This window comes from Nocardioides marinus (assembly GCF_013408145.1).
Taxonomy (GTDB): domain Bacteria; phylum Actinomycetota; class Actinomycetes; order Propionibacteriales; family Nocardioidaceae; genus Nocardioides; species Nocardioides marinus.
In genome coordinates, this window is record NZ_JACBZI010000001.1 from 2,025,650 (window position 1) to 2,048,431 (window position 22,782).

Annotated in this window: 23 protein-coding genes and 1 rRNA gene; 2 read left to right on the top strand and 22 right to left on the bottom strand. The window is 73.1% G+C overall.

The features are described from left to right. Positions 1-11: 11 nt before the first annotated feature. From BKA05_RS09650 to BKA05_RS09690, 9 genes are all read right to left on the bottom strand, one after another. The gene (locus BKA05_RS09650) at positions 12-1,097 is read right to left on the bottom strand and encodes a prephenate dehydrogenase (protein WP_179531248.1); all 1,086 of its coding nucleotides are present in this window, start codon (positions 1,095-1,097) and stop codon (positions 12-14) included. Positions 1,098-1,100: 3 nt separating this feature from the next. Next, the gene (aroH, locus tag BKA05_RS09655) at positions 1,101-1,490 is read right to left on the bottom strand and encodes a chorismate mutase (RefSeq protein ID WP_179531249.1); all 390 of its coding nucleotides are present in this window, start codon (positions 1,488-1,490) and stop codon (positions 1,101-1,103) included. Positions 1,491-1,547: 57 nt separating this feature from the next. Next, positions 1,548-2,255, bottom strand: a complete 708-nt coding sequence (locus BKA05_RS09660; protein WP_218842800.1) for a pseudouridine synthase — start codon at positions 2,253-2,255, stop codon at positions 1,548-1,550. Positions 2,256-2,314: 59 nt separating this feature from the next. Next, positions 2,315-2,950, bottom strand: a complete 636-nt coding sequence (gene scpB / locus BKA05_RS09665; RefSeq protein ID WP_179531251.1) for an SMC-Scp complex subunit ScpB — start codon at positions 2,948-2,950, stop codon at positions 2,315-2,317. After that, positions 2,943-3,851, bottom strand: a complete 909-nt coding sequence (locus BKA05_RS09670; protein ID WP_179531252.1) for a segregation/condensation protein A — start codon at positions 3,849-3,851, stop codon at positions 2,943-2,945. Before BKA05_RS09670 ends, scpB begins: the two co-directional genes overlap by 8 nt. After that, entirely contained in the window at positions 3,848-4,189 is a 342-nt protein-coding gene (locus BKA05_RS09675; protein WP_415836679.1) for a hypothetical protein, read from the bottom strand. Before BKA05_RS09675 ends, BKA05_RS09670 begins: the two co-directional genes overlap by 4 nt. A 2-nt stretch (positions 4,190-4,191) precedes the next feature. Further along, positions 4,192-5,073, bottom strand: a complete 882-nt coding sequence (locus BKA05_RS09680) for a ParA family protein (RefSeq protein ID WP_179531254.1) — start codon at positions 5,071-5,073, stop codon at positions 4,192-4,194. 74 nt (positions 5,074-5,147) lie between these two features. Beyond that, a complete protein-coding gene (locus BKA05_RS09685) occupies positions 5,148-5,480 on the bottom strand; it encodes a GNAT family N-acetyltransferase (protein WP_179531255.1) in 333 nt (110 codons plus the stop codon). A 9-nt stretch (positions 5,481-5,489) separates the two neighbouring features. Beyond that, on the bottom strand, positions 5,490-6,638 hold the full coding sequence (locus BKA05_RS09690) for a CDP-glycerol glycerophosphotransferase family protein (protein ID WP_179531256.1): 1,149 nt from the start codon (positions 6,636-6,638) through the stop codon (positions 5,490-5,492). 146 nt (positions 6,639-6,784) lie between these two features. Between BKA05_RS09690 and BKA05_RS20295 the strand changes: the two genes are divergently transcribed. Next, entirely contained in the window at positions 6,785-8,269 is a 1,485-nt protein-coding gene (locus BKA05_RS20295) for a glycosyl hydrolase (RefSeq protein WP_179531257.1), read from the top strand. Positions 8,270-8,300: 31 nt separating this feature from the next. Here BKA05_RS20295 and BKA05_RS09700 read toward each other — a convergent pair whose 3' ends face one another. The 11 genes from BKA05_RS09700 to BKA05_RS09750 are packed head-to-tail and all read right to left on the bottom strand — an operon-like array spanning position 8,301 to position 20,955. Further along, a complete protein-coding gene (locus tag BKA05_RS09700) occupies positions 8,301-10,895 on the bottom strand; it encodes a DUF3516 domain-containing protein (protein ID WP_179531258.1) in 2,595 nt (864 codons plus the stop codon). Continuing rightward, a complete protein-coding gene (gene xerD / locus BKA05_RS09705) occupies positions 10,892-11,845 on the bottom strand; it encodes a site-specific tyrosine recombinase XerD (RefSeq protein ID WP_179533100.1) in 954 nt (317 codons plus the stop codon). Before xerD ends, BKA05_RS09700 begins: the two co-directional genes overlap by 4 nt. 11 nt (positions 11,846-11,856) lie before the next feature. Continuing rightward, the gene (gene ald, locus BKA05_RS09710) at positions 11,857-12,972 is read right to left on the bottom strand and encodes an alanine dehydrogenase (RefSeq protein WP_179531259.1); all 1,116 of its coding nucleotides are present in this window, start codon (positions 12,970-12,972) and stop codon (positions 11,857-11,859) included. A 37-nt stretch (positions 12,973-13,009) separates the two neighbouring features. Next, the gene (locus BKA05_RS09715; RefSeq protein ID WP_179531260.1) at positions 13,010-13,870 is read right to left on the bottom strand and encodes an MBL fold metallo-hydrolase; all 861 of its coding nucleotides are present in this window, start codon (positions 13,868-13,870) and stop codon (positions 13,010-13,012) included. A 31-nt stretch (positions 13,871-13,901) separates the two neighbouring features. Beyond that, on the bottom strand, positions 13,902-14,495 hold the full coding sequence (locus tag BKA05_RS09720; RefSeq protein WP_179531261.1) for an NUDIX domain-containing protein: 594 nt from the start codon (positions 14,493-14,495) through the stop codon (positions 13,902-13,904). A 13-nt stretch (positions 14,496-14,508) separates the two neighbouring features. Continuing rightward, positions 14,509-16,200: a CTP synthase gene (gene pyrG, locus BKA05_RS09725; RefSeq protein WP_179531262.1), complete on the bottom strand. Its 1,692-nt coding sequence runs from the start codon at positions 16,198-16,200 to the stop codon at positions 14,509-14,511. A gap of 39 nt (positions 16,201-16,239) precedes the next feature. Continuing rightward, positions 16,240-17,991: a DNA repair protein RecN gene (gene recN, locus BKA05_RS09730; RefSeq protein ID WP_179531263.1), complete on the bottom strand. Its 1,752-nt coding sequence runs from the start codon at positions 17,989-17,991 to the stop codon at positions 16,240-16,242. After that, positions 17,988-18,920, bottom strand: coding sequence for an NAD kinase (locus tag BKA05_RS09735; RefSeq protein WP_179531264.1), 933 nt, complete (start codon positions 18,918-18,920; stop codon positions 17,988-17,990). The genes recN and BKA05_RS09735 overlap by 4 nt, the downstream gene beginning before the upstream one ends. Beyond that, positions 18,917-19,759 carry a TlyA family RNA methyltransferase gene (locus BKA05_RS09740; RefSeq protein ID WP_343045595.1) on the bottom strand — a complete coding sequence of 281 codons (843 nt, stop codon included), beginning with the start codon at positions 19,757-19,759 and terminating at the stop codon, positions 18,917-18,919. Before BKA05_RS09740 ends, BKA05_RS09735 begins: the two co-directional genes overlap by 4 nt. A gap of 5 nt (positions 19,760-19,764) precedes the next feature. Further along, positions 19,765-19,929, bottom strand: a complete 165-nt coding sequence (locus BKA05_RS09745; protein WP_179529590.1) for a hypothetical protein — start codon at positions 19,927-19,929, stop codon at positions 19,765-19,767. 9 nt (positions 19,930-19,938) lie between these two features. Further along, positions 19,939-20,955 (bottom strand): HAD-IIA family hydrolase, encoded by a 1,017-nt coding sequence (locus BKA05_RS09750; protein ID WP_343045596.1) that lies wholly within the window; start codon positions 20,953-20,955, stop codon positions 19,939-19,941. A gap of 22 nt (positions 20,956-20,977) precedes the next feature. Here BKA05_RS09750 and BKA05_RS09755 point away from each other — a divergent pair, with 22 nt between their 5' ends. Then, complete coding sequence (locus BKA05_RS09755) at positions 20,978-22,009, top strand: DUF1015 family protein (RefSeq protein ID WP_179531265.1); 1,032 nt, start codon at positions 20,978-20,980, stop codon at positions 22,007-22,009. Here BKA05_RS09755 and BKA05_RS09760 read toward each other — a convergent pair. Beyond that, the gene (locus tag BKA05_RS09760; protein ID WP_343045597.1) at positions 21,984-22,295 is read right to left on the bottom strand and encodes a single-stranded DNA-binding protein; all 312 of its coding nucleotides are present in this window, start codon (positions 22,293-22,295) and stop codon (positions 21,984-21,986) included. The genes BKA05_RS09755 and BKA05_RS09760 overlap by 26 nt on opposite strands. A gap of 235 nt (positions 22,296-22,530) precedes the next feature. Next, a 5S ribosomal RNA gene (rrf, locus tag BKA05_RS09765) occupies positions 22,531-22,647 on the bottom strand. Positions 22,648-22,782: the final 135 nt, after the last annotated feature.

Here is a 22,782-nt window from a genome sequence, read left to right on the forward strand (position 1 = left end):
GGGGCCGCAGCCTACCGGTGAGTCTCCCAACCGCGAGACTCCAGAGAGCCCAGCAGGTGCTCGGCCCGGCTGTCCTCGACGACCAGCTCGACCAGACCGACCGGCCGACCCGGGTCGTGGTCGATGCGGATGTCCTCGACGTTGACCTCGGAGTCCACCGCGTCGGCCAGCAGCCGCGCGAGCTCCCCGGGGTGGTCGGGCACCGAGACCCAGACCGACCGCATCGGTCGCGCCGGCCCACCATGCTTGGCGGGGATGACCCGGGTGCCGGCGACGCCGGTCGCGAGCAGGTCCTCCAGCCCGGCGCGGTCCCCCGCCCCCACTGCGGCGATGACGCTGTCCAGCTGCGCACGGACCTCCGTCAGCAGGTCCAGGACGGCGGCGGAGTTGGCGCCGACGATCTGGCTGTACAGCCGCGGGTCCCCTGCGGCCACCCGGGTGACGTCACGCACGCCCTGCCCCGACAGCGCCAGGTGGTTCTCCGGGCCCTCGGCCAGCCGCGAGGCGGCCAGGACGGACAGCAGGTGCGGGACGTGGCTGGTGCGGGCCACCGCACGGTCGTGCTCCTCCGGCGTCAGCCACACCGGCACGCCGCCGCACAACCGCACCAGGTCCTCCACGACCTCCACGGCGACCGGCCGGCTGTCGCGGTGCGGGGTGATCGCCCAGGGCCGGCCGTCGAACAGCGACGCCGAGGCGGCCAGTGGGCCGGAGCGCTCGCTCCCGGCCATCGGGTGGCCGCCGACGTACCGGTCGCAGGACGGGCTGTCGGCGACGGCCCGCCACGGCCCGGTCTTGACGCTGCCCACGTCGGTGACCACGGCCTCGGGGTGCGCCTCCAGCGCGGCGGCCACGGCCGCACCCAGGTGGTCCGGCGGCACGGCGACCACCACGAGCTGGGGCACGTCGCCCTCGGCGAGGGCCCGCCCGGCGCCCATCCCCGACGCCGTGCGCACGTGCTCGACCGCGAGGTCGCTCAGCAGCACCTCGAGCCCGGACCGGCGGCAGGCCAGGCCCACCGAGGTGCCGAGCAGTCCCGCGCCGACCACCAGGACGGGGCCGGTGAGCCACTCGCCCCGCTGGCGCTGCTCACTCATCGCTCACTCATCGCCGTCGGGCACCGAGCGCACGCGGGTGAGGTCCGAGCGCAGGGCGGCCGCACCGTGGAGGTAGACGTGGGTGATGTCGGCACGCGGCAGGTCGGTCTCGACGTGCGCCATCATCCGCACGCAGCGCGGCATCGAGCCGTCGATCTCCAGCTCGCGGGCGCACAGCAGCGGGATCTCCCCGAAGCCCAGCCGTCGCGCGGCGTACGCCGGGAACTCCGAGACCAGGTCGCTGGTCGCGGTGAAGATCACCGAGATGAAGTCGTCGACCTCGAGGTCGTTGGCCTCCATGACGTCGGTGACCATCTCCGCGACCCGCTCGAGCATGTGGTCACGCACGTCCTCCTCGAGCTGCGTCGCTCCCCGGATGGCCCGAACCGCCACGGTGTGTCCTTCCCTCGTCGCTGTGGTGTGCGGGGTCAGGCTACTGACCCCGGGGCCTCACAGCTGCGCGCTGTCCAGCAGCAGGCCGAGCTCGTCGTGACCGAGGTCGCGCAGCTCCCCCGACCCGAGCCGACCCAGCTGCACCGGCCCGATGCGGGTGCGGGTCAGCTGGAGGACCGGGTGGCCGACGTGGGCCAGCAGCCGACGCACGATGCGGTTGCGGCCCTCGTGGATGACCAGCTCGACCACCGTGCGTCCCGGGTGGTTGCGGCCGTGCCGGCCGGCCACCACCTTGACGCTGCTGACGGCGACAGGGCCGTCGTCGAGCTCGACGCCCTCCTTGAGCTGCTTGAGGGTCCGGGGGAACACCTCGCCCTCGACCTCCGCGACGTAGGTCTTGTCGACCTCGTAGGAGGGGTGGGCCATCCGCTGGGCGAAGTCGCCGTCGTTGGTCAGCAGCAGCAGCCCCGAGGTGTCGGTGTCCAGCCGGCCCACGTGGAAGAGCCGCTCCGGCCGGTGGGCCACCACGTCACCGAGGCAACGGCGCCCCTCGGGATCCGACATCGTCGACACCACGCCACGCGGCTTGTTGAGCACCAGGTAGACGTGCGGGGAGACCGGTGGCAGCCGGCGACCCTGGACGCGGATCACCGCGCGGGTCGGGTCGACCTTCGTGCCGAGCCGGGTGACTACCTCGCCGTCCACCACGACCTCGCCGGCCAGCATCAGCTCCTCGCACTTGCGTCGCGAGGCCACCCCGGACATCGCCAGCAGCTTCTGCAGCCGGACCAGGCCCTCGTCGTCGGTGGGGATCTCCGGGCCGCTCACGCAGGCTCCTCCGTGGTGTTCTGGGTGTCCGGCTGGGTGCTCGCGGGGGTCACCAGGGCGCTCAGCTCCTCCTCCATGTCGTCGAGCTCGGGGAGGTACGGCGCGAGCTCGGGCAGCTCGTCGAGGCCGGTGATCCCGATCCGCTCGAGGAAGTAGCCGGTCGTGCGGTAGAGGTGCGCGCCGGTCTCGGCGTCGGTGCCGGCCTCCTCGACCAGGCCGCGGGTCAGCAGCGTGCGCATGACGCCGTCCACGTTGACGCCGCGGATCGCCGAGACCCTCGCCCGGGAGACCGGCTGGCGGTAGGCGACCACGGCCAGCGTCTCCAGCGCCGCCTGCGTCAGCCGGGCCTGCTGCCCGTCCAGCACGAAGGCCTCGACGACGTGCGCGTACTCCTCGCGCGTGTAGTAGCGCCAGCCGCCCGCGACGTGGCGCAGCTCGAAGCCGCGGTCGTCCTCGGCGTACTGCTCGGCGAGCAGCTGGAGCCCAGCCACGACGTCCTCGACCGGGTGGCCCACGGCGGTGGCCAGGGTCACGGCGTCCAGGGGCTGGTCGGCCACCATCAGCACCGCCTCTAGGCACGGGCGCAGCGCGGCGACCGGGACGTCGAGCGTCTCCTCGGTGGACTCACTCATCAGGGCCCTCCTCGGGCTCGGGCGGGTCGGAGGGCTGGGGCGCCCCGTCGAACTCGTCGGTCACGAGGTCCTCGGCCTCGGTGTCCTCGTCCCCGGTCCACCGCACGGTGAGCTCGCCGAGCGGGGTCACCTGGTCGAAGGCGACCGCGCCCTCGCGGAACAGCTCCAGCAGCGAGAGGAACCGCGCCACCGTCGTGAGCGTGTCCGGGCTGTCCTTGACCAACGAGCGGAAGGTCAGCGTCTGGGCGCGGCGCAGCCGGTCGACGACGATGGCCGCCTGCTCGCGCACCGAGACCGCCGGGGCGTGGATGTGGTGGGTGGGGAGCTCCAGCACCGGCTTGGGCGCCAGCGCCCGGGCGGCGAGCTGGGCGAACTGCTGCAGGCCGATGCCGATGAGCACCTCCGGCAGCAGCGACGCGAAGCGCTCCTCCATGCCCACCGCACGGGGGTGCCGACGGGCCTCGTCGGCCAGCCGCTGCTCGAGGACTCCGGCGACCTGCTTGAACGCGCGGTACTGCAGGAGCCGGGCGAAGAGCAGGTCGCGGGCCTCCAGGAGGGCGAGGTCCTCCTCGTCCTCGACGTCGCCCTGCGGCAGCAGGCGTGCCGCCTTGAGGTCGAGCAGGGTCGCGGCGACCAGCAGGAAGGACGTGGTCTCCTCGAGGTCGTCGACGCCCCGGGCGCCACCCTGCGCCCCGTCCTGGCTGGCCTCGGCCCGCGCGATCGCCTTGACGTGCGCGATGAACTCGTCGGTGACCCGAGACAGGGACACCTCGGTGATGTCGAGCTTGTGCTTGGAGATCAGCTGGAGCAGCAGGTCGAAGGGGCCCTCGAAGTTGTCCAGGCGTACGGCGAAGCCGGTGCCCGGCTCGGCGGGCGCGACCTCGTCGACGCCGCTGCTCACTCCTGCACCAGCCGGGTCACCAGGTCGCTGGACTCCCCGTGCTCCTCGAAGTCGGCCAGGACCATCGCGACCGCCTCACGCACCAGTCGGCCCCGGTCGATGCCCAGGCCGTGCTCCCCGCGCAACCGCAGCCGGGCCTGCTCGATGGCCATCAGCTCCGCCGAGGACAGGTAGACGGTCATCTTCTCGTCGTGGCGGACCCGGCCGCTCGGCCGCGCGGGGGTCTTCTCGGCCTTCTCGGCCTTCTCGTCCGTCACGGGCTGCTCGGGCGCCGCGGCACCCTCCGCCGCGGCCTGCTGGGCCGCGGTGGGCCGGAACAGGTCGTCCGCGGTGGGGATGCTCACCCGTCGCGCCACCGGGCGAGCACCTCCTTGGCCAGCTGTCGGTAGGAGTCGGCACCGGCCGAGGACGAGGCGTAGGTCGTGATCGGCTCGCCCGCGACGGTGGAGTCGGAGAACTTCACGGTGCGGCGGATGACGGTGTGGAAGACCTTGTCGCCCCACGCCTGGACCAGGCGCTCCATCACCTCGCGGGAGTGCAGGGTCCGGCCGTCGAACATCGTGCCGAGCACGCCGTCGATCTCGAGCTTGGGGTTCAACCGCTCGCGGACCTTGTCGATCGTGGTCTTGAGCAGGGCCACGCCGCGCAGCGCGAAGTACTCGCACTCCAGCGGCACGATCACGCCGTCGGAGGCGGTCAGGGCGTTGACGGTCAGCAGGCCCAGGGAGGGCTGGCAGTCGATGAGGATGACGTCGTACTCCGCCAGCGCCGGCTGGAGCACCCGCTGCAGCGTCTGCTCGCGGGCGACCTCGTGCACCAGCTGCACCTCGGCCGCCGAGAGGTCGATGTTGGAGGGCAGCAGGTCCATCCCGGGCACGCCGGAGGGGACCACCACCTCCTCCAGCGCCACGTCCCGCTCCATCAGCAGGTTGTAGACGGTGAAGTCCATCTCGTGGGGGTTCAGCCCGAGGCCGACCGACAGCGATCCCTGCGGGTCGAAGTCCACCAGCAGCACCTTGCGACCGAACTCCGCCAGCGAGGCACCCAGGTTGATGGTGGTCGTGGTCTTGCCCACGCCGCCCTTCTGGTTGCACATGGCGATGACCCGGGCGCCGCCGTGCTCGGTGAGCGGCGTCGGCTCGGGCAGGACGGGCATCGGGCGTCCGGTCGGACCCAGCGGGGCAGGACCGTCGAAAGGCAGCGGATCGCTCACAGGGGCCATCCCACCATCGGTCACGAAGGTCTCCTCACCCGGCCCCCAAGTCGACAAAGCAACGGAGGCGCTGGGCCGTGACTCTAGGTGCCCGAGGGGTCGGCCACAAGGTCGGCGAGCTCGGGGTGCTGCTCGACGTAGCGGGCCACGAACGAGCACTGCGGGACCACCTGCCGGTCACCGTCCGCGCGGACCTGCGCGAGTGCGGCGGCCACCACCTGCGAGGCGATCCCCCGCCCGCCGTACGCCGGGTCGGTGACGGTGTGCGGGAACACGATGCGCGGCGGGTCCTCGACCAGGACGTACTCGGCGAAGCCCGCCTCGCGACCCTCGACGTACGCAGCCCACCGGGACCGCTCGGGTTCGTGCCGGACCTCGACCTCGCCGGACACCGAGGACTGACTGGGCTCGCTCATGCCAGGAGCCTAGGCGGTGATCTCGGCCGGCCCCTGGTCCAGCGGGGTGACGCCGAGCAGCCGGTCGCGCAGCACGACCATCTCCTCGACCAGGGCCAGGAACCGGGTCGTGCTGTCCCCGACCGCCAGGTCGTCGAAGTAGTGGTGCCGCATGGCGACCCGGGCCAGGTGGTGCTCGTCTCGCTCGAGCCGGTCGGCGACCAGCGCCCCGAGTGCGGGGACGTCGCCCGGGGTCACCACGTCGGCGCACCGGCTGACGGGCACCTCCTCGCGCAGTCGCTCCGGGTCGGCGTGCTTGTCGGTGAGCACCAGCGGCTTCTCGGTGCGCAGGTAGAGCCAGTCCAGGCCCACCGAGGAGACGTCGGTGACGATGGCGTCGCAGTCGGTCATCACGGCGAGCACGTCGGCGGTGGTCAGCGAGAGGTGCCCGGCCGCGGGGTCCTGCAGAGACGCCGCGGTGATGGCCGCGAGCACGGCGTGGTGCCCCTCCCGCACGGCGGGCCGACGGCTCGTGACCACCTTGGGGTGCGGCTTGTAGACCACGCGGACGTCGGGCACCGACAGCAGCTGCTCGACGATCCCGGCGCCCATGACGTCGACGGAGGTGTAGTCGTTGTAGTCCGCGTCGCCCTCCCAGGTCGGGGCGTAGAGCACGGTGCGACGCCCGGACGGCGCCAGCACCGGCTCCCGCGGTACGTCGAGCTGCGGCCGGCCCACGCGCACCAGCCGGGTCGCGTCCAGCTCCATCAGGGCCGCCAGGTGCCGCTGCACGGCCGCCTCCCCCGCCACGAGCACCCGGTCGTAGGCCTTGGCGTTGTTGCTGGCCATCGACTGCTTGTCGCTCTCACCGTGCCCGACGTGCAGGTGCAGCATCCTCGACTCCAGCAGCGACTGGAAGTTCAGCATCGAGTTGTTGCAATAGAGCACCACCTTGGCGTCGAGGCGGGCATAGAGGGCACGCAGCTCGGGGAAGCCGGGGGCGAGCAGCACCTCGAGGCTGGTGCGCTCGCGCAGGACCTCGGCGACCGAGGGGTCGCGGACCACGACGGCCGTGGGGTGGGCCCCGTCGAGGACCTCGAGGACAGGGAGCCACTGCATGAGCTGGTAGACCCGCGTGGTGTCGTCGGCGAAGTAGGCGACGGTCGAGACGTGCTTCACCGCAGGATTCTACGGCCGCGCCGACCGCCCGGACGATTCGCTGCGGGGACGCCCGGGGCCGCCCGTCCCCTCCGCGCCTCCTCATCTCGTCAACAGTTCCTCCACAGCCGTTCCGGAGCGCGGCGCGGGCCTGCCAAGGTGCTCGCGTGCTCCCGACGTTCCCGCGCGCCCGGACGTGCGCGCTCACGATCACCACCCTGGTCCTGGCCGCCCTGCCGACGACCTACGCCGTCGCCGACGCCACGTCTGGCCACCCCGACCAGCGGCGGGCCGGGGCGGCCACCGTCGACCTGCGGCTGCTGCCTTCCCGGGTGAGGGCGGGTGAGCCCGCCTCGGTGCTGGGCCTGGTCGAGCCGGCCCAGCCGGGCCTGGAGGTCCGGCTGGAGCAGCAGGGCCCCGACGGCGTCTGGGTCGAGGTCGACCGCGCGACCAGCGACGGGCAGGGGCGCGCACTCCTGGCGGTCGACACCGACCAGCCCGGACTCGGGGAGCGTGAGGTGGCGACCAGGCGGCTCCGGGTGGTGGCCGACCAGACCGAGGCCCAGGCGGATGCCGCCTCACCCAGTCGCGCGCTGCGGATCAACCCCCAGACCCACTGCCGCCCGCGGGTCGCACCGGTGGACCCGGACGCCACGGGCGAGGCGATCTGCCTGGCCGCACGGCTCGACAACTGGCGTCGCGCCCGGATGGTCGGCGTGGGGCAGCAGGTGAACGCCTCCTCGCAGGACTGGGGCGCTCCGCTGGACTCCCTGGACGCTCCCGTGCCGGTCATCGGCTTCGACCTCGAGGAACTCGACCGGTCCTTCGGCTACGAGTACCCCTTCGGCCAGGAGGTCCTCGACGACCTCCTGGCCCGTGCCCGGGACGGCGCCGTCCTGGTCGCCTCGTGGCACGCCACCAACCCGGGGACCGGAGGTCCGTTCACCGACCGCTCCTGGCGCGACGTCGGCAGCCTCCTCGACGACAGCACCCCCGAAGCGCAGGCGTTCTGGGCCGACTTCGAGGCGAAGATGGCGCTGCTGGCGCGCTTCCAGGACGGCGACGGCGGTCGTTTCCCGCGCACGCCGGTCGTGCTCAGGCCCTTCCACGAGGCCAACGGCGGCTTCTTCTGGTGGGGCAAGCCCGACCGCGCCACCTATCGCCGGCTGTGGACGCGGGTGCAGGCCCGAGCGGCGCAGGCGGGGGTGCACAACGTGCTGTGGGCCTACTCGTTCAACCTGGACACCGTCGGCGTGCGCGACCCCGTCCCGCTCGTCCCGGCCCGCATCGACCTGGCCGGGCTGGACTCCTACGACCCCGAGCAGCCCTCTCGCAGGGCCTCGGCCCGCGACGCCCGTCGGGTCACCGCTGACCGCCTCGGCCTGGCCGGGTACCGCGAGGTCGCCGCGCTCGACCGGGTGCCGCGGATGGCGCTCACCGAGGTCGGCCCGCACGGGAGCGACGGGTCGTGGAACCCCCGGGTGATCAGCAGGGCGGTGTCCCGGTCCCTGTCGTCCCGGGACCTGCGGCCCCTGTGGGCGATGCTGTGGTTCGACGACGCGGGGTACCCCGGGGCCGGGAGCAAGCAGATCTCCTCGCTCGCCGGCGGCCCCCGGTGGCTGCGTTCCTGCCCTGCCGGCTTCTGCCTCTAGCCCGTCTGGTGCGCGCCGGTCGGGCGGTGGCTCACAGCCGGTGGAAGGCCACTGTCGGCATGACCAGCTCGCCCACCGCGTCGGTCGCGTCCAGGTCGGCGACCGCGTCGATGACCCAGTCGTGGTCCCCGGCGGGGTCGTGGACGGTCTGGCGCACCCGCAGCACCCGGGCACCGGTGTCCTCGTCCTTGTCGGGCTGGCGCACCAGCAGCTGCGGAGCCCGGGCGTCGGGACCCATGTCCACCGAGTCGTGGTCGTCGTAGTAGGCCTCGATCGCCTCGTCCCAGGCCGAGCGGGTCATCAGCACCTCGCGCGGCGGCTCGGTGCGGTCCGCGGCCGCCCGCTCCAGGGCCATCAGCCCGTCCAGGTCGTCGCGGGCGACGAGCTCCACGCGACGGAACATCGCGTTGCGCACCATCACCTCGAAGGCGCGGCCCTGCTGGGACAGCGGCCGCGGCGGTGGCGGTGGGGCGTGGGCCGACGTCAGCTCCGACCCAAGCCTCGCCAGGGCGCCCTCGGGATCGGTGAGGGACTCCCACTCGTCGAGCAGCGAGGAGTCGGTCTGCCGGACCGTCTCCCCCAACCAGTCCACGAGCAGCTCCAGCTCCTCGGTGCGGTGCTGCTCGGGCACCGTCTGGCGCAGCGTGCGGTAGGCATCGGTGAGGTAGCGCAGCACCAGTCCCTCGGAGCGCGCGAGCTGGTAGCGGGAGACGACGTCGGTGAACGACATCCCCTGCTCCCACATCTCGCGCACCACGGACTTCGGGGTGAGCAGGTCCTCGGGCAGCCAGGGGTGGGACTGCCGGTAGATCTCGTACGTCGCGCCCAGCAGCTCGGCCAGCGGCTGCGGCCAGGTGATCTCCTCCAGCAGCGCCATCCGCTCGTCGTACTCCAGGCCGTCGGCCTTCATCTCGGCGACGGCCTCCCCCCGGGCGGCGAACTGCTGGGCCATCAGCACCTGACGGGGCGCCTCGAGCACCGCCTCGATCACCGACACCACGTCGAGCACGTAGGTCTCGGCCTCGGGGTCGAGCACGTCGAGGGCGGCCAGCGCGAAGTGGGCCAGCGGCTGGTTGAGCGCGAAGTCGGCCGGCAGGTCGACCCCGACCACGTAGCGCCGGCCGTGCTCGTCAGGCTCGTCGAGGCGCTCCAGCACACCGGAGGCCACCAACGAGCGCGCCAGCCGCAGCGCCCGCCGGGCCAGCCGCAGCTGCTGACGACGGGGCTCGTGGTTCTCGGTGAGCAGCCGTCGCAGCACGGGGAAGGCGTCCTCCTCACGCGACACGACGTTGAGCAGCATCGCGTTGTCCACGCGCATCCGGGGCACCAGAGGCTCCGGCTCACCGGCGACCAGCTTCTCGAAGGTCGCCTCGGTCCACACCACGGTGCCCTCGGGCGGCTTCTTCAGCTGCGCCTTGCTCTTCTTCTTCCCCGCGGCCACCCGCTCGGCGGCCTTGGCCTTGGCCTTCTCGTTCTCGATGACGTGCTCGGGAGCCTGCACCACCACGAAGCCCGAGGTGTCGTAGCCCGCGCGGCCCGCCCGTCCGGCGATCTGGAGGAACTCCCGCGTGCGCAGCACCCGCGAGCGGTTGCCGTCGAACTTCGCCAGGCCGGTGAACAGCACCGTGCGGATCGGCACGTTGATGCCCACCCCGAGGGTGTCGGTGCCGCAGATGACCTGCAGCAGCCCCGCCTGCGCCAGCTGCTCGACGAGCCGGCGGTACCGCGGCAGCATGCCGGCGTGGTGGACACCGATCCCCCGGCGCAGCAGCTTGCCGAGCGTCTTGCCGAAGCCGGCGGCGAAGCGCACCCCCGCCATCCGTTCGGCCAGCTCCGCCTTGCGCTCCTTCGACACCGCGGCCGAGACCCAGCCCGCGTTGAGCAGCGAGGTGGCGTGCTCGACGGCGTCCTTCTGGGTGAAGTGCACGACGTAGACCGGCGCCTGCCCCGTGGTGACCAGCTCCTCGAGCTTGTCCGGCATCGGGTCCAGGGACCAGGTGAACGACAACGGCACCGGCCGTTCGGCTTGGTCGACCAGCACCGACTCGCGGCCGGTGCGCGTCGTGAGGTCCTCGCGCAGCTCGGAGGTGTCGCCCAGCGTGGCCGACATCAGCAGGAACTGGGCGTCGGGCAGCTCCAGCAGCGGCACCTGCCACGCCCAGCCCCGGTCGGCCTCGCCGTAGTAGTGGAACTCGTCCATCACCACGAGCCCCACGTCCGCGGCGCGACCCTCGCGCAGGGTGAGGTTGGCCAGGATCTCGGCGGTGCAGCAGATGATCGGGGCGTCGGGGTTGACCGCCGCGTCGCCGGTGAGCATGCCGACGTCCTCGGCACCGAAGACCTGGCACAGGTCGAAGAACTTCTCGCTCACCAGGGCCTTGATCGGCGCGGTGTAGAAGCTGACCCGGTCGCTCGCGAGCGCCGCCGCGTGGGCGGCGAGTGCCACCAGGGACTTCCCCGACCCCGTGGGGGTCGCCAGCACGACGTTCGACCCGGCGAGCAGCTCGATGACCGCCTCGTCCTGGTGGGGGTAGAGCTCCAGCCCGCGCGAGGCGGCGTACGCCGTGACGGCGGCGTACACCTCGTCGGGGCTCGAGCCGGCCGGCGGCCAGGTGTGGGCGCTCACCGGGCGCGGGGGTGCGCGGTGGCGAAGACCTCGCGCAGGTTGTCGACGGTGACCAGGGTGTAGACCTGCGTCGTGGTCACCGACGCGTGGCCCAGCAGCTCCTGCACGACACGGACGTCGGCACCGCCGTCGAGCAGGTGGGTGGCGAAGGAGTGGCGCAGCGTGTGCGGGGAGACCTCGCGGGTGATGCCCGCCCGCTCGGCCGCCCGGGTGAGGACCGTCCACGCCGACTGCCGCGAGAGCCGGCCACCGCGGGCGTTGAGGAACATCGCCCCCCGGGGCCCCTCACCGGACGCCGAGGACGCCAGCTCGGGCCGGGCGCGGACGAGGTAGGCGTCGACCGCCTCCAGCGCGAACGACCCGACCGGCACCAGCCGCTGCTTGCCCCCCTTGCCGCGCAGCAGGACCGTCCCCTGGCCGGTGGCCGGGTCGATGTCGAGGTCGTCGACGTCGAGACCGACCGCCTCGGAGATACGGGCACCGGTGCCGTAGAGCACCTCGAGCAGGGCGCGGTCGCGCAGCGCCAGCGTCGTGCCGGGCGAGCCGGCCGCGTCGAGGATCGCCTCGACGTCGGAGAGCGGCAGCGCCTTGGGCAGTCGCTTCGCCGGCTGCGGGGGGCGTACGCCGGCAGCCGGGTCGTGCTCGACCAGGCCGTCGGCCACGGCGAACCGGTGGAACCCGCGCACCGCGACCAGGGTGCGGGCCGCCGAGGTCGAGGAGAGCGCCGGGTGGTCGGCGTCCCCCTCCCGCAGGCGGACCAGGAAGTCGGCGACCAGGCTCTCCCCGACCTGGGCGAGGTCGGCGATGCCGCGCTCGTCCAGGTAGCCCCGGTAGCGCCGCAGGTCGCGCCGGTAGGAGGAGAGGGTGTTGGCGGCGACACCGCGCTCGACCGCGAGGTGGTCGAGGTAGGTGCGCACCGCCCGGTCGACGGCTCCGGGTGCCCCGGTCATGGTGGGGGCCGTCACGCCAGGACGGTCTCCGGGTCCACGGCGTCGATCCCGACCGCCTCACCGACCGGCTTGTTGGTCAGCGTGCCGGCGTGGGTGTTGAGGCCCTTGGCGAGGCTGGCGTCGTCGGCCAGGGCCTGGCGCCACCCCTTGTTGGCCAGCGCCACGGTGTAGGGCAGCGTCGCGTTGGTCAGCGCGTAGGTCGAGGTGGTGGGGACCGCGCCGGGCATGTTGGCCACGCAGTAGAAGGTCGACTGGTGCACCTGGTAGGTGGGGTCGGAGTGCGTGGTGGCGCGGGTGTCCTCGAAGCAGCCACCCTGGTCCACCGCGATGTCGACGAGGACCGAGCCCGGCTTCATCTGCGCCACCAGGTCGTTGGTGACCAGCTTGGGGGCAGCCGCCCCGGGGATCAGCACCGCGCCGATCACCATGTCGGCGGTCTTCACGTGCTGCTCGATGGCCAGCTTCGAGGACGCGAGGCCGTGCACCTGGTTGTTGTAGCGCCAGAACGACATCCGCAGCTTGTCCAGGTCGGTGTCGAGCAGCGTGACGTCGGCTCCCATGCCGAGGGCGATGTTGGCGGCGTTCTGGCCCGAGACACCGGCCCCGATGATGACGACCTTGGCGTTCGCCACGCCGCCGACGCCGCCGAGCAGCACGCCCCGGCCGCCCTGGGCCTTGAGCAGCGCGTGCGCCCCGACCTGGGGCGCCAGGCAGCCGGCGACCTCCGACATCGGGTACAGCAGCGGCAGCGAGCCGTTGTCGAGCTGGACGGTCTCGTAGGCGATGCCGGTGACCTTCCGGTCCAGCAGCTCGGTGGTCAGCGGCTTGTCCGCGGCAAGGTGGAGGTAGGTGAAGAGGGTCTGCCCCTCCCGCATCCGGTGGTACTCCTCCGAGACCGGCTCCTTGACCTTCAGGACCATCTCGGCGGTGGCCCACACGTCGTCGGCGGTGCTGAGGATGCGTGCACCGGCGGCGACGAACTCCTCGTCGGTGATCTGGGACCCGAGACCGGCCCCCTCCTCGATCAGCACCTCGTGCCCGTGCGCGGTCAGCTCGTGCACGCCGATGGGCGTGATGGCCACGCGGTACTCGTGGTTCTTGACTTCCTTCGGGACGCCGACCTTCACAGGGGTCTCCTTCTCTACGGTGCGGACGAGCCGGACACTACCCGCCGAGGCCGACCTCGAGGCCCTCCCTCGCGGCGACCACCTCGACGCGCCCCGCGGCACGGTCACGGGCCAGCGCGAGGACGGCATCGACCTCGTCGTCGGTCCGCCACGGGTCGTGGTGGAAGAGCACCAGGGTGCGGGCACCGGCCTCGACGGCCAGCTCGACGTCGTACTCCACGCTGGCGTGGCCCAGGAAGGCCACGTCGGGGAACTGCGCCGCGAGGTGCTGGGCGTCGGTGATGAGCAGGTCGGCACCCGAGGCCAGCGCCAGGGCGGCCTCGTGCCGCTCGCCCAGGCCGTCGGGGCCCGGGCCCAGTCCGGTGGGGCTGTGGTCGGAGAGGTAGGCGAGGGAGCCGCCGGCGTCGGAGACCCGGTAGCCGAAGGTCCGCCCGCCCTTGTGCGGGATCTCGCGGGCGAGCACCTCGAAGCCCTCCACGGTGCGCGCGCCCTCCGCGATCTCCGCGAAGGTCCACCCGCCGCCGAGCTCGCGCGGCTCGACCGGGAAGTGCGGCGGCGAGAAGCAGCGGGCGAGCGTTGCGTGGGCGTCACCGGGCCGTCCGGCCACCTGCTCGGGCAGGAGCACGTCGACGCGACTGCCGTGCGCGGTGCCGGAGCGGAAGAACGGGATGCCGTGGGTGTGGTCCCAGTGCAGGTGCCCCAGCAGTAGGGTCCCGTCGAAGGGCGTGGCGCCCAGCAGCTCGGTCACGCGCATCAGGCCGGTGCCGCCGTCGAGCAGCAGCGTGGGGCGCCCGCCGTCGGGCGCGACGGCGACGCACGAGGTGTGCCCGCCGTAGCGCACGAAGTCGGGGCCCGGGGCGGGCGTGGAGCCGCGCACCCCGCAGAACGTGACCCTCATCGGGTGCCCACGAGCAGACCGGACCGCGCTGTCACGAGGACATCAGACCACGCGCACGGGCCGCGAGGACGGCGATCACCACCGGTGCGTCCTGCACGTCGCCGGCGAGGACGGCGTCGTGGAGGTCCGCGAACGGGACCCAGCCGGCGCGCATGTGCGCCTCCTCGTGCTCGGGCTCGAAGCCCTGCCGTCCCACGTGTCGCAGGCCGCGCGCCAGGAAGATGTGCGCCACCTCGGCGGAGATGCCCGGTGAGGCGTACGTCGTCGCGAGGTGCGTCCACTCCTCGGCCTCGTGCCCGGCCTCCTCGACCAGCTCGCGACGCGCGGCCTCCAGCGGAGACTCGTCGGGACCGCCGTCGAGGAGCCCGGCAGGGATCTCGACGAAGGTGCGCTGCGTGGCGTGGCGGTACTGCCACAGGCACAGGACCCGTTCCTGCTCGTCGACGGCGAGCACGATCGCGGCGCCGGGGTGCTCCAGCACCAAGCGCCGGAACGGCTCGCCCGAGCCGTCCGGCACGGTGATGCGGTCCTCGCGCAGTGCGACCACCCAGTCGTCACGGTGCAGGTCGCGACTCGTGACGACCGGCCAGGAGCCCGGCTCGTCCCGCAGCGGCGGGTGGCTCATCGTCCGGTCCGACTCACTCGTCGTCGGAGGGCTCGCGGCGCAGGCCCTTCTCGTCGATCGGGAAGCGCAGCTCCTTCTGCCGGGCGATGGCCGCACCGACCAGGCCCTTGAACAGCGGGTGCGGCCGGGTCGGGCGCGAGCGCAGCTCGGGGTGGGCCTGGGTGGCCACGTAGTAGGGGTGGACCTCGCGCGGCAGCTCGACGTACTCCACCAGCGTGTCGTCGGGAGAGGTGCCGGAGAAGACCAGCCCCGCCTCCTCCAGTCGCGGCCGGTAGGTGTTGTTGACCTCGTAGCGGTGACGGTGCCGCTCGGAGACGACCTCCTCTCCGTACACCTCGCGCACGATGGAGCCGGCCTTGAGGTGGGCGGGGTACATCCCGAGCCGCATGGTGCCGCCGAGGTCCCCGGCGCCCTCGACGAACTCCTTCTGCTCGGCCATCGTCGCGATGACCGGCTCGGGGGTCTCGGGGTCGAACTCCGTGGACCCGGCCTTCTCCAGGCCCAGCACGGTGCGGGAGTACTCGATGACCATGCACTGCAGGCCCAGGCACAGCCCGAGCGTCGGGATCCCGTGGGTGCGGGCGTAGGTCAGGGCGCCCAGCTTGCCCTCGAGGCCCCGGATGCCGAAGCCCCCGGGGACGCACACGGCGTCGACGTCCTGCAGCCTCCTGGCCGCGCCCGCCTGGGTGGCGCACTCGTCGGAGGGGATCCACTCGATGTTGACCTTGGCGTGGTGCGCGAAGCCGCCGGCCCGCAGCGCCTCGGCCACGGAGAGGTAGGCGTCGGGCAGGTCGATGTACTTGCCGACCAGCGCGATCGTGACCTCCTCCTCGGGGTGGTGCACGCGACGCAGCAGGTCGTCCCACTCACGCCAGTCGACGTCGCGGAAGGGCAGGTCGAGCTTGCGGACGACGTAGGCGTCCAGGCCCTCGCGGTGCAGCACCTTGGGGATGTCGTAGATCGACGGGGCGTCGGCCGCGGTGACCACCGCCTCCCGGTCGACGTCGCACATGTCGGCGATCTTGCGCTTGATGCCCTCGGGGAGCTCCCGGTCGGCGCGGCAGACGACCGCGTCGGGCTGGATGCCGACCTGCCGCAGCGCGGCCACGGAGTGCTGGGTCGGCTTGGTCTTCAGCTCCTTCGAGGGCCCGATGTAGGGGACGAGGGAGACGTGGACGAAGAAGACGTTGTCACGGCCGATGGTCTGGCGGACCTGGCGGGCAGCCTCGAGGAAGGGCAGCGACTCGATGTCACCGACGGTCCCACCGATCTCGGTGATGACCACGTCGACGTCCTCGCCGTGCATGGCCAGGATCCGCTCGCAGATCTCCCCCGTGATGTGCGGGATGACCTGCACCGTCTCGCCGAGGTAGTCGCCGCGGCGCTCCTTGGCGATGACGTTGGAGTAGACCTGCCCGGTGGTGACGTTGGCGCGACCGGACAGGTCGGCGTCCAGGAAGCGCTCGTAGTGACCGATGTCGAGGTCGGTCTCGGCGCCGTCGTTGGTCACGAAGACCTCGCCGTGCTGGAACGGGTTCATCGTCCCGGGGTCCACGTTGAGGTACGGGTCGAGCTTCTGCATCGTCACCGAGAGCCCCCGCGAGCGCAGGAGCCGTCCCAAGCTGGAGGCAGTGAGACCCTTCCCGAGCGAGGAGGCGACGCCTCCGGTCACGAACACGTGCTTGGTCGGGCCTGAGTTCCTCACGGAACTCCATCCTAGGGCATGACCGGCCGTGCTCCGGACTCAGGCGCGCGCGGTCCTCGCCACCTCGAGCAGCTCCCGGGCGTGGGCCAGCGCGGTGTCCGAGCCCGAGAGGCCGGCCATCATCCGCGAGAGCTCGTGCTCGCGCTCCTCCTCGCCCAGCAGCGTCAGCCCGGAGCTGGTGACGGTGCCGTCGTGGGACTTGCGGACCACGACGTGCCGGTCGGCGTACGCCGCGACCTGGGGCAGGTGGGTGACCACCAGCACCTGGGAGCCGCGGGCCAGGGCGGCGAGCCGGCGGCCGACCTCGACCGCGGCAGCGCCGCCGACGCCGGCGTCGACCTCGTCGAAGACGAACGTCGGCACCGGGCTGGTCCCTGCCAGCGCCACCTCGACCGCGAGCATCACCCGGGACAGCTCACCACCGGAGGCGCCCTTGTCGAGCGGGCGGGGGTCCGAGCCGGTGTTGGCCGCCAGCAGCAGCTCGACCTCGTCGATGCCGCTGGGGGCGAAGCGCAGCCACCGCTCCCCCACCTGCAGCGGGGCCCCGGGGGCCTCGGGGTCCTGCGGCGCCTCGGTCTCGTGCTGCCGGACGTCGACCGAGAGCCGTGCGTGCGGCATGGCCAGCAAGGTGAGCTCGTCGCTGACCTGCTCGCCCAGCCGGCGGGCGGCATCCGCACGCAGGTCGCTGAGGGTGGCGGCCGCGGTCGCGAGCTCGGCTCGAAGCCGGGCCCGGTCGGCGCGCAGGGCCTCGACCCGCTCGTCGGAGCCGTCGAGCTCGAGCAGCCGCGCCGCCGAGCGCTCGGCCCACGCGAGCACCTCCTCGAGGGTCTCGCCGTACTTCCGTGTCAGCCGGATCAGGTCGGCGCGCCGCTCGGAGACCGCCGCGAGTCGCGCCGGGTCGGTGTCGATGCCGCTGGCGTACGACGCCACGTCGGTCGCGAGGTCGGCCAGGACGTACCCGAGCTCGGCGGCCCGGTCCGCGAGGGCGGCGGCCTCCGGGTCGTGGTCCCGGACGCCGTCGAGCTGGGTGCGCGCCGCTCCGAGGGTGCCCATCGCGTCGGGGCCGCCCTGCTCGCTGGAGAGCGCCTCCCGTGCCTGCTCGGCGGCCGCCCGCAGCGTGTCGGCGAACCCGAGCCGGGTCTCCTCCGCGGCCAGCTGGGCCTCCTCGCCCGCCTGCGGGGCGACGGCCTCGACCTCCTCGAGACCGAGGCGGAGCAGGTCGGCCTCACGGGCCCGCTCCCGGGCGTGGGTCACGACGTCGGTGAGCTCCTCCTCCACGGCTCGGAGGCGGTCGAAGAACTCGCGGTAGGCCGCCGCGGCCGCTGCGAGCGACTCACCGCCGAAGCGGTCGAGCGCGTCGCGCTGGGCGCGCGGTCGCAGCAGCCGGTGCTGGTCGGACTGGCCGTGCACCGCGACGAGCGGCTCGCTGACCCCGGAGAGCGTCGCGACCGGGACCGAGGCGCCCCCGACGAACGCCCGGGAGCGTCCCTCCGCCGAGACGTTGCGGGCCAGCACGACCCGGCCGTCCTCGACGGTGCCGCCGGCCTCCTCCACACCCTCGACCAGCTCGGGCAGGTCGTCGGTCACGACCACGCCCTCGACCCGGGCGGTGCGGGAGCCGGTGCGGACCGCGCCGCTGTCGGCACGACCGCCGAGCAACAGGCCGAGCGCGGTGACGACCATGGTCTTGCCGGCGCCGGTCTCCCCGGTGATGACGGTGAGCCCGGGCCCGAGCTCGAGGGTCGAGGAGTCGATGACGCCCAGGCTCTGGATCCTGATCTCCTCGATCACGGCGCCTCCCCCCGACGTCGACGTTCGGCGGAGCCGCGCCAGCCCTCCACGGGGAGCCCGAACTTCGCGACCAAGCGGTCGGTGAAGGGGGCCCGGTGCAGCCGGACCAGTCGCACGGGACGCTCGCCGCGGCGCACCTCGATGCGCGCGCCCGGCGGCAGGTCCACCGCACGCCGCCCGTCGGCCCACAGCACACCGGAGCCCTCGGTGTTGGCGAGCACCTCGACGGCCATCACCGAGGTCGGTGCGACGACCAGCGGCCGGGCGAACAGCGCGTGCGCGGAGATCGGCACGAGCAGCAGCGCGTCGACCTGCGGCCACACGATCGGACCTCCGGCGCTGAAGTTGTAGGCGGTGGAGCCGGTGGGCGTGGAGCACACCACGCCGTCGCAGCCCCACCGGGACAGCGGGCGCCCGTCGACCTCGACGACGACCTCGAGCATCCGCTCCCGGGCCGCCTTCTCGACGCTGGCCTCGTTGAGCGCGAAGGTCGAGGTCACCACCTCGCCGTCACGCACCACGCGTACGTCGAGGGTGGTCCGCTCCTCGATGGTGTAGCGGCCGGCGACCACCGCCTCGATGGTGCTCTCGACGTCGTCCTGCTCCGCCTCGGCCAGGAACCCGACGTGGCCGAGGTTGACGCCGAGCAGCGGCGTGCCGGTCGCGTGGGTGACCTCGGCGGCACGCAGGATCGAGCCGTCGCCGCCCAGGACGAGCGCCAGCTCGCAGTCGGCCCCCGCCAGGTCTCCCTCGGCCATGGTCTCGACCCGGATGTCGGGGTCCTCGGGGCTGATGCCCAGGTCGGCCATCTCGCCGGCCGGCATCCGCACCACGATGCCGTGCGCGGACAGGGCCCGGCAACAGGCGAGCGCGACCTCGCAGGCGTCCTCGCGACCGGTGTGGGTCAGCAGCAGCACACGACGGGTCACGGCTCCACCTTCTCACCGGCGGCCGCGGCGAGCGGGTCGTCCCCCCGCACCAGCGCCGCGACCTGCTCGGCGGTGACCGTGGCGGGGCCGCGGCGCAGCCACAGGAAGAACTCGACGTTGCCCGAGGGTCCCGGCAGCGGGCTCGTGGTGGCCGCCACGGCGCCCCACCCCCGACGTGCCGCGGCCTCGGCGACGGCCAGGACCGCCTCGGCGCGCAGCTCCGGGTCGCGCACGACGCCCCCCTTGCCGACCCGGTCCTTCCCGACCTCGAACTGCGGCTTGACCATCAGCGCCAGGTCGCCGTCGGCCCGGGTGACGGCGATGAGCGCGTCGAGCACCAGCGACAACGAGATGAAGGACAGGTCACCGACCACGAGGTCGACGGGCTCGCCCACCAGGTCGAGGTCCAGCTCACGGATGTTGGTGCGGTCGTGCACGACGACCCGGTCGTCGCTCTGCAGCGACCAGGCCAGCTGGCCGTAGCCGACGTCGACCGCCAGCACCCGGGCGGCCCCGCGGCGCAGGAGCACGTCGGTGAACCCGCCGGTGGAGGCTCCGGCGTCGAGGCAGCGCCGGCCGGCCACCGAGAGTCCCACCGTCGAGAAGGCGTCCAGCGCGCCGGCCAGCTTGTGGCCACCCCGGGAGACGTAGTCGGGTCGGTCGACGTCCTCGCGGACCACGATCGCGACGTCGGTCGTGACCCCCGTCGCCGGCTTGCGAGCAGGGGCGCCGGACACCGACACCCGGCCCGCGGCCACCAGCTCACTGGCGTGCTCACGGGAGCGGGCCAGACCTCGGCGGACCAGCTCCTGGTCCAGCCGCAGCCGACGCGGCGGCACCCCGCTCAGCCGTCCTCGGCCACGGGGTCGGCGTCGAGCGCACGGCGCAGCCGCTCCTGGGCGGCGGTGAAGACGGCGGCGTGCTCGGCGAGCGGTCGCTCGCCGAGCTCCTCGATCGACTCGATGACGGCGTCGACGGACGCCACCCCGGTACGCACCTGCTCGTCCATGCCGCGAGGCTATCGCGCGGCGTGGACGTCGTCCTCGGGCGGTTGCAGCCCGGCCACGTCGACCACGGCCCCCGTCCGGTCGAGGTGCTGCCAGGCCGCACAGGCGACGGCTCGCCACCAGTCGTCGGCGTCTCCCCCGCCCCGCACCTGCAGGGCTGCGCCCACCACGCGCGCGGTCCAGCCACGGCACTGCCAGGCCCCGTCCGCCTCCTCGACCCGCGGGTGCGGCGTGAGCAGTCCCGCGAGGTCGGCCGCAAGGTACGTCGGGCGCTCTCCCTCGCGCGCGGCCACGAGGTCCGACAGTCCGCTGACGCCGGTCCGGACGAGCAGCGAGGGGATGTCGAGGCCGACGGCCCCCTCGATGTCGGTGTCGAGTCGGTCCCCCACCATCAGCGGCCGCTCCCCTCCGACGCGCCGCACGGTCTCCTCCAGCAGTGGTCGCTCCGGCTTGCCGGCCACCACCGGGTCGACCCCCGAGAAGCGCCGCAGCGTCTCCACGAGCACGCCGTGCCCCGGTGCCGTGCCGTACGGCGTGGGGATGGACATGTCGGTGTTCGACGCGACCCACCACAGCCCGTCCCGGATGCGCACCGCCGCGCGCATCACGTCGCGCCACAAGACGTCGGGTCCGTAGCCGCTCACGACGGCCTCGGCCTCGTCCTCCACCCCGACCGGCTCCAGCCCCTCCGCCCGCAGCGCCTGCTCGAGCCCCTCTGCGCCGAGCAGCACGACCCGGGCGCCGTCGGGGAGCTGCTGGGCGAGCACACGCGCGGCGGCCTGCGCCGAGGTCACCACGTCGGCGACCTCCGCCCGCACCCCGAGGTCGCTCAGGTGCTGGGCCACCCGCTGCGGCGTGCGCGAGGCGTTGTTCGTGATGAACGCGGGGTGCATCCCCCGGCGACGGGCCACCTCGATCGACTCCGCTGCCCGTGGGACCGCCGCGCCACCCACGTAGACGACCCCGTCCAGGTCGAGCATCACCAGGTCGTGGGCGTCGCACAGCTCCTGATCGCTCCAGCCCAGCACCCCGGCAGCCTACGATGGTCCGATGGACGAGTCCGACCCGGCCGTCACTCCCCCACCGCTGGCGGGGCCCTTCCGCCTGCACACGTTCAGGCCGCGCGGACGACCCGACGTCGGCACCCGGACCCTGTTCGTCCACGAGTGGACGGCCTCGGGATTCACCGTGCGCGGGGTCGTGGGGCTGCTGGACCTCACCGGCGGTCACTGCCCCTCCGCCAGGGCCGTCGTCCTCCCGCACGAGCGCGTGCACGCCGACCAGGTCCACCAGCTGGCCGGCCGGATGGCCCGGGGCCGGGTCGACACCGCCCCCATCCTGCTGGCCCACCGTGGACCGGTCGCGTTGCGCTCGCTGCTGGACGAGGTGTGCTCCGAGCCCCCGCGGCTGGTCCGCAACCTGCGGGACCAGCGGCACCGGGTCTGGGCGCTGTCGCGCCCCAGCGAGCTCGAGCTGGTCGCGGCGGAGCTCGCCGGCACCAGCGCCCTGCTCGCCGACGGGCACCATCGCTACGCCGCCCACCTGCGCCTGCAGCGCTCGGGGACCCGTGGCTCGGACCGGGCGCTCAGCGTGCTGGTGGACCACGAGGACACCCCCCTCCACCTGGGTGCGATCCACCGCGTGCTGCCCGGCCCCGTGCTCCACGTCGCTCGACGACAGGGCTGGGGAGTCGTCACCGTCGGCACCGGCAGTCCCCTGCGCGAGGTCGCCCCTGGGCGCGTGGTCGTGTGGGAGGCGGGCCTGACCCACGTCCTCACCCTGCCACCGACGCCCGGACCTCCGGGCGGTTCCGGTCTGGTGACCACCGCAACCATGCCCGTCCTGGCGGTCGAGCGCATGCTCGCGCAGCTGCCGACCGGCGACACCTCCTACCACCACGAGGCGGAGGCCGCCCTGGCAGAGGCAGGGCGACGGGACCGCAGCGCACTCCTGCTGCCCGCTCCCACCCTCGACGAGGTGCTCTCCATCGTCCGGCAGGGCCGGCTGCTCCCGGAGAAGGCCACGTCGTTCCAGCCCAAGCCGCGACCGGGCCTGCTCACGCGTCGGCTCCGCGACGTCTGAGCCGGCCGGAGGCCACCTCGACCTCCACCCGGCTCTGCGTGCCCGCGCCTGTCCGGAAGAAGCGGCGACGCACCGCCCCACGCACCTCGACCTGGTCACCCTCGCGCCACCCGGCCACGCTGCGCTGGACCCGTGGGGTCCAGGCACAGCAGTCCACGGTGTCGACGGACTGTCGCGAGCCCGCCCCCTCGGGTCTGCGCACCACCAGCCGGAACACCCACACCGTGTCCCCGCTGGGCAGCTGCTTCTCCTCGGGGTCCGCCGACACCCGCCCCGCGAGCGTCACCTCGTTCCGGTCGGCGACCTGTGCGCGCCCTGCCCCATCGCTGTGTGCTCCACGTGCCATCTGCACCTCACCTCCGACACCCGAGCCTGCCGGCTCCCGGGCGGATGCGGCGGAGCCGGCGAACGGCTTGGGGAGACCGGGGCACCGCGCCACGGCTGTGCACGGTGAACGGGCCTGCGACCGGGGAAATGCGAGCAGCCCCGCCTCTGATGAGGCGGGGCTGCTGCGAAGGTATGTCCGGCGGCGTCCTACTCTCCCACGACCTCGCGGTCGCAGTACCATCGGCGCTGAAAGGCTTAACTTCCGGGTTCGGGATGGGACCGGGTGTTTCCCTTTCGCTATGGCCGCCGTAACTCTGGCGACTCACCACACCCCGAACTAGCCACGTGTGTGGGGGTTGGGGGTGGTGGTCAAACTTGTGTGTTTGTGTGTGGACGCGAACATGTGCGCTGGCGTGTTGTCTCAGTCAGTCGACACTGTGTTTGTG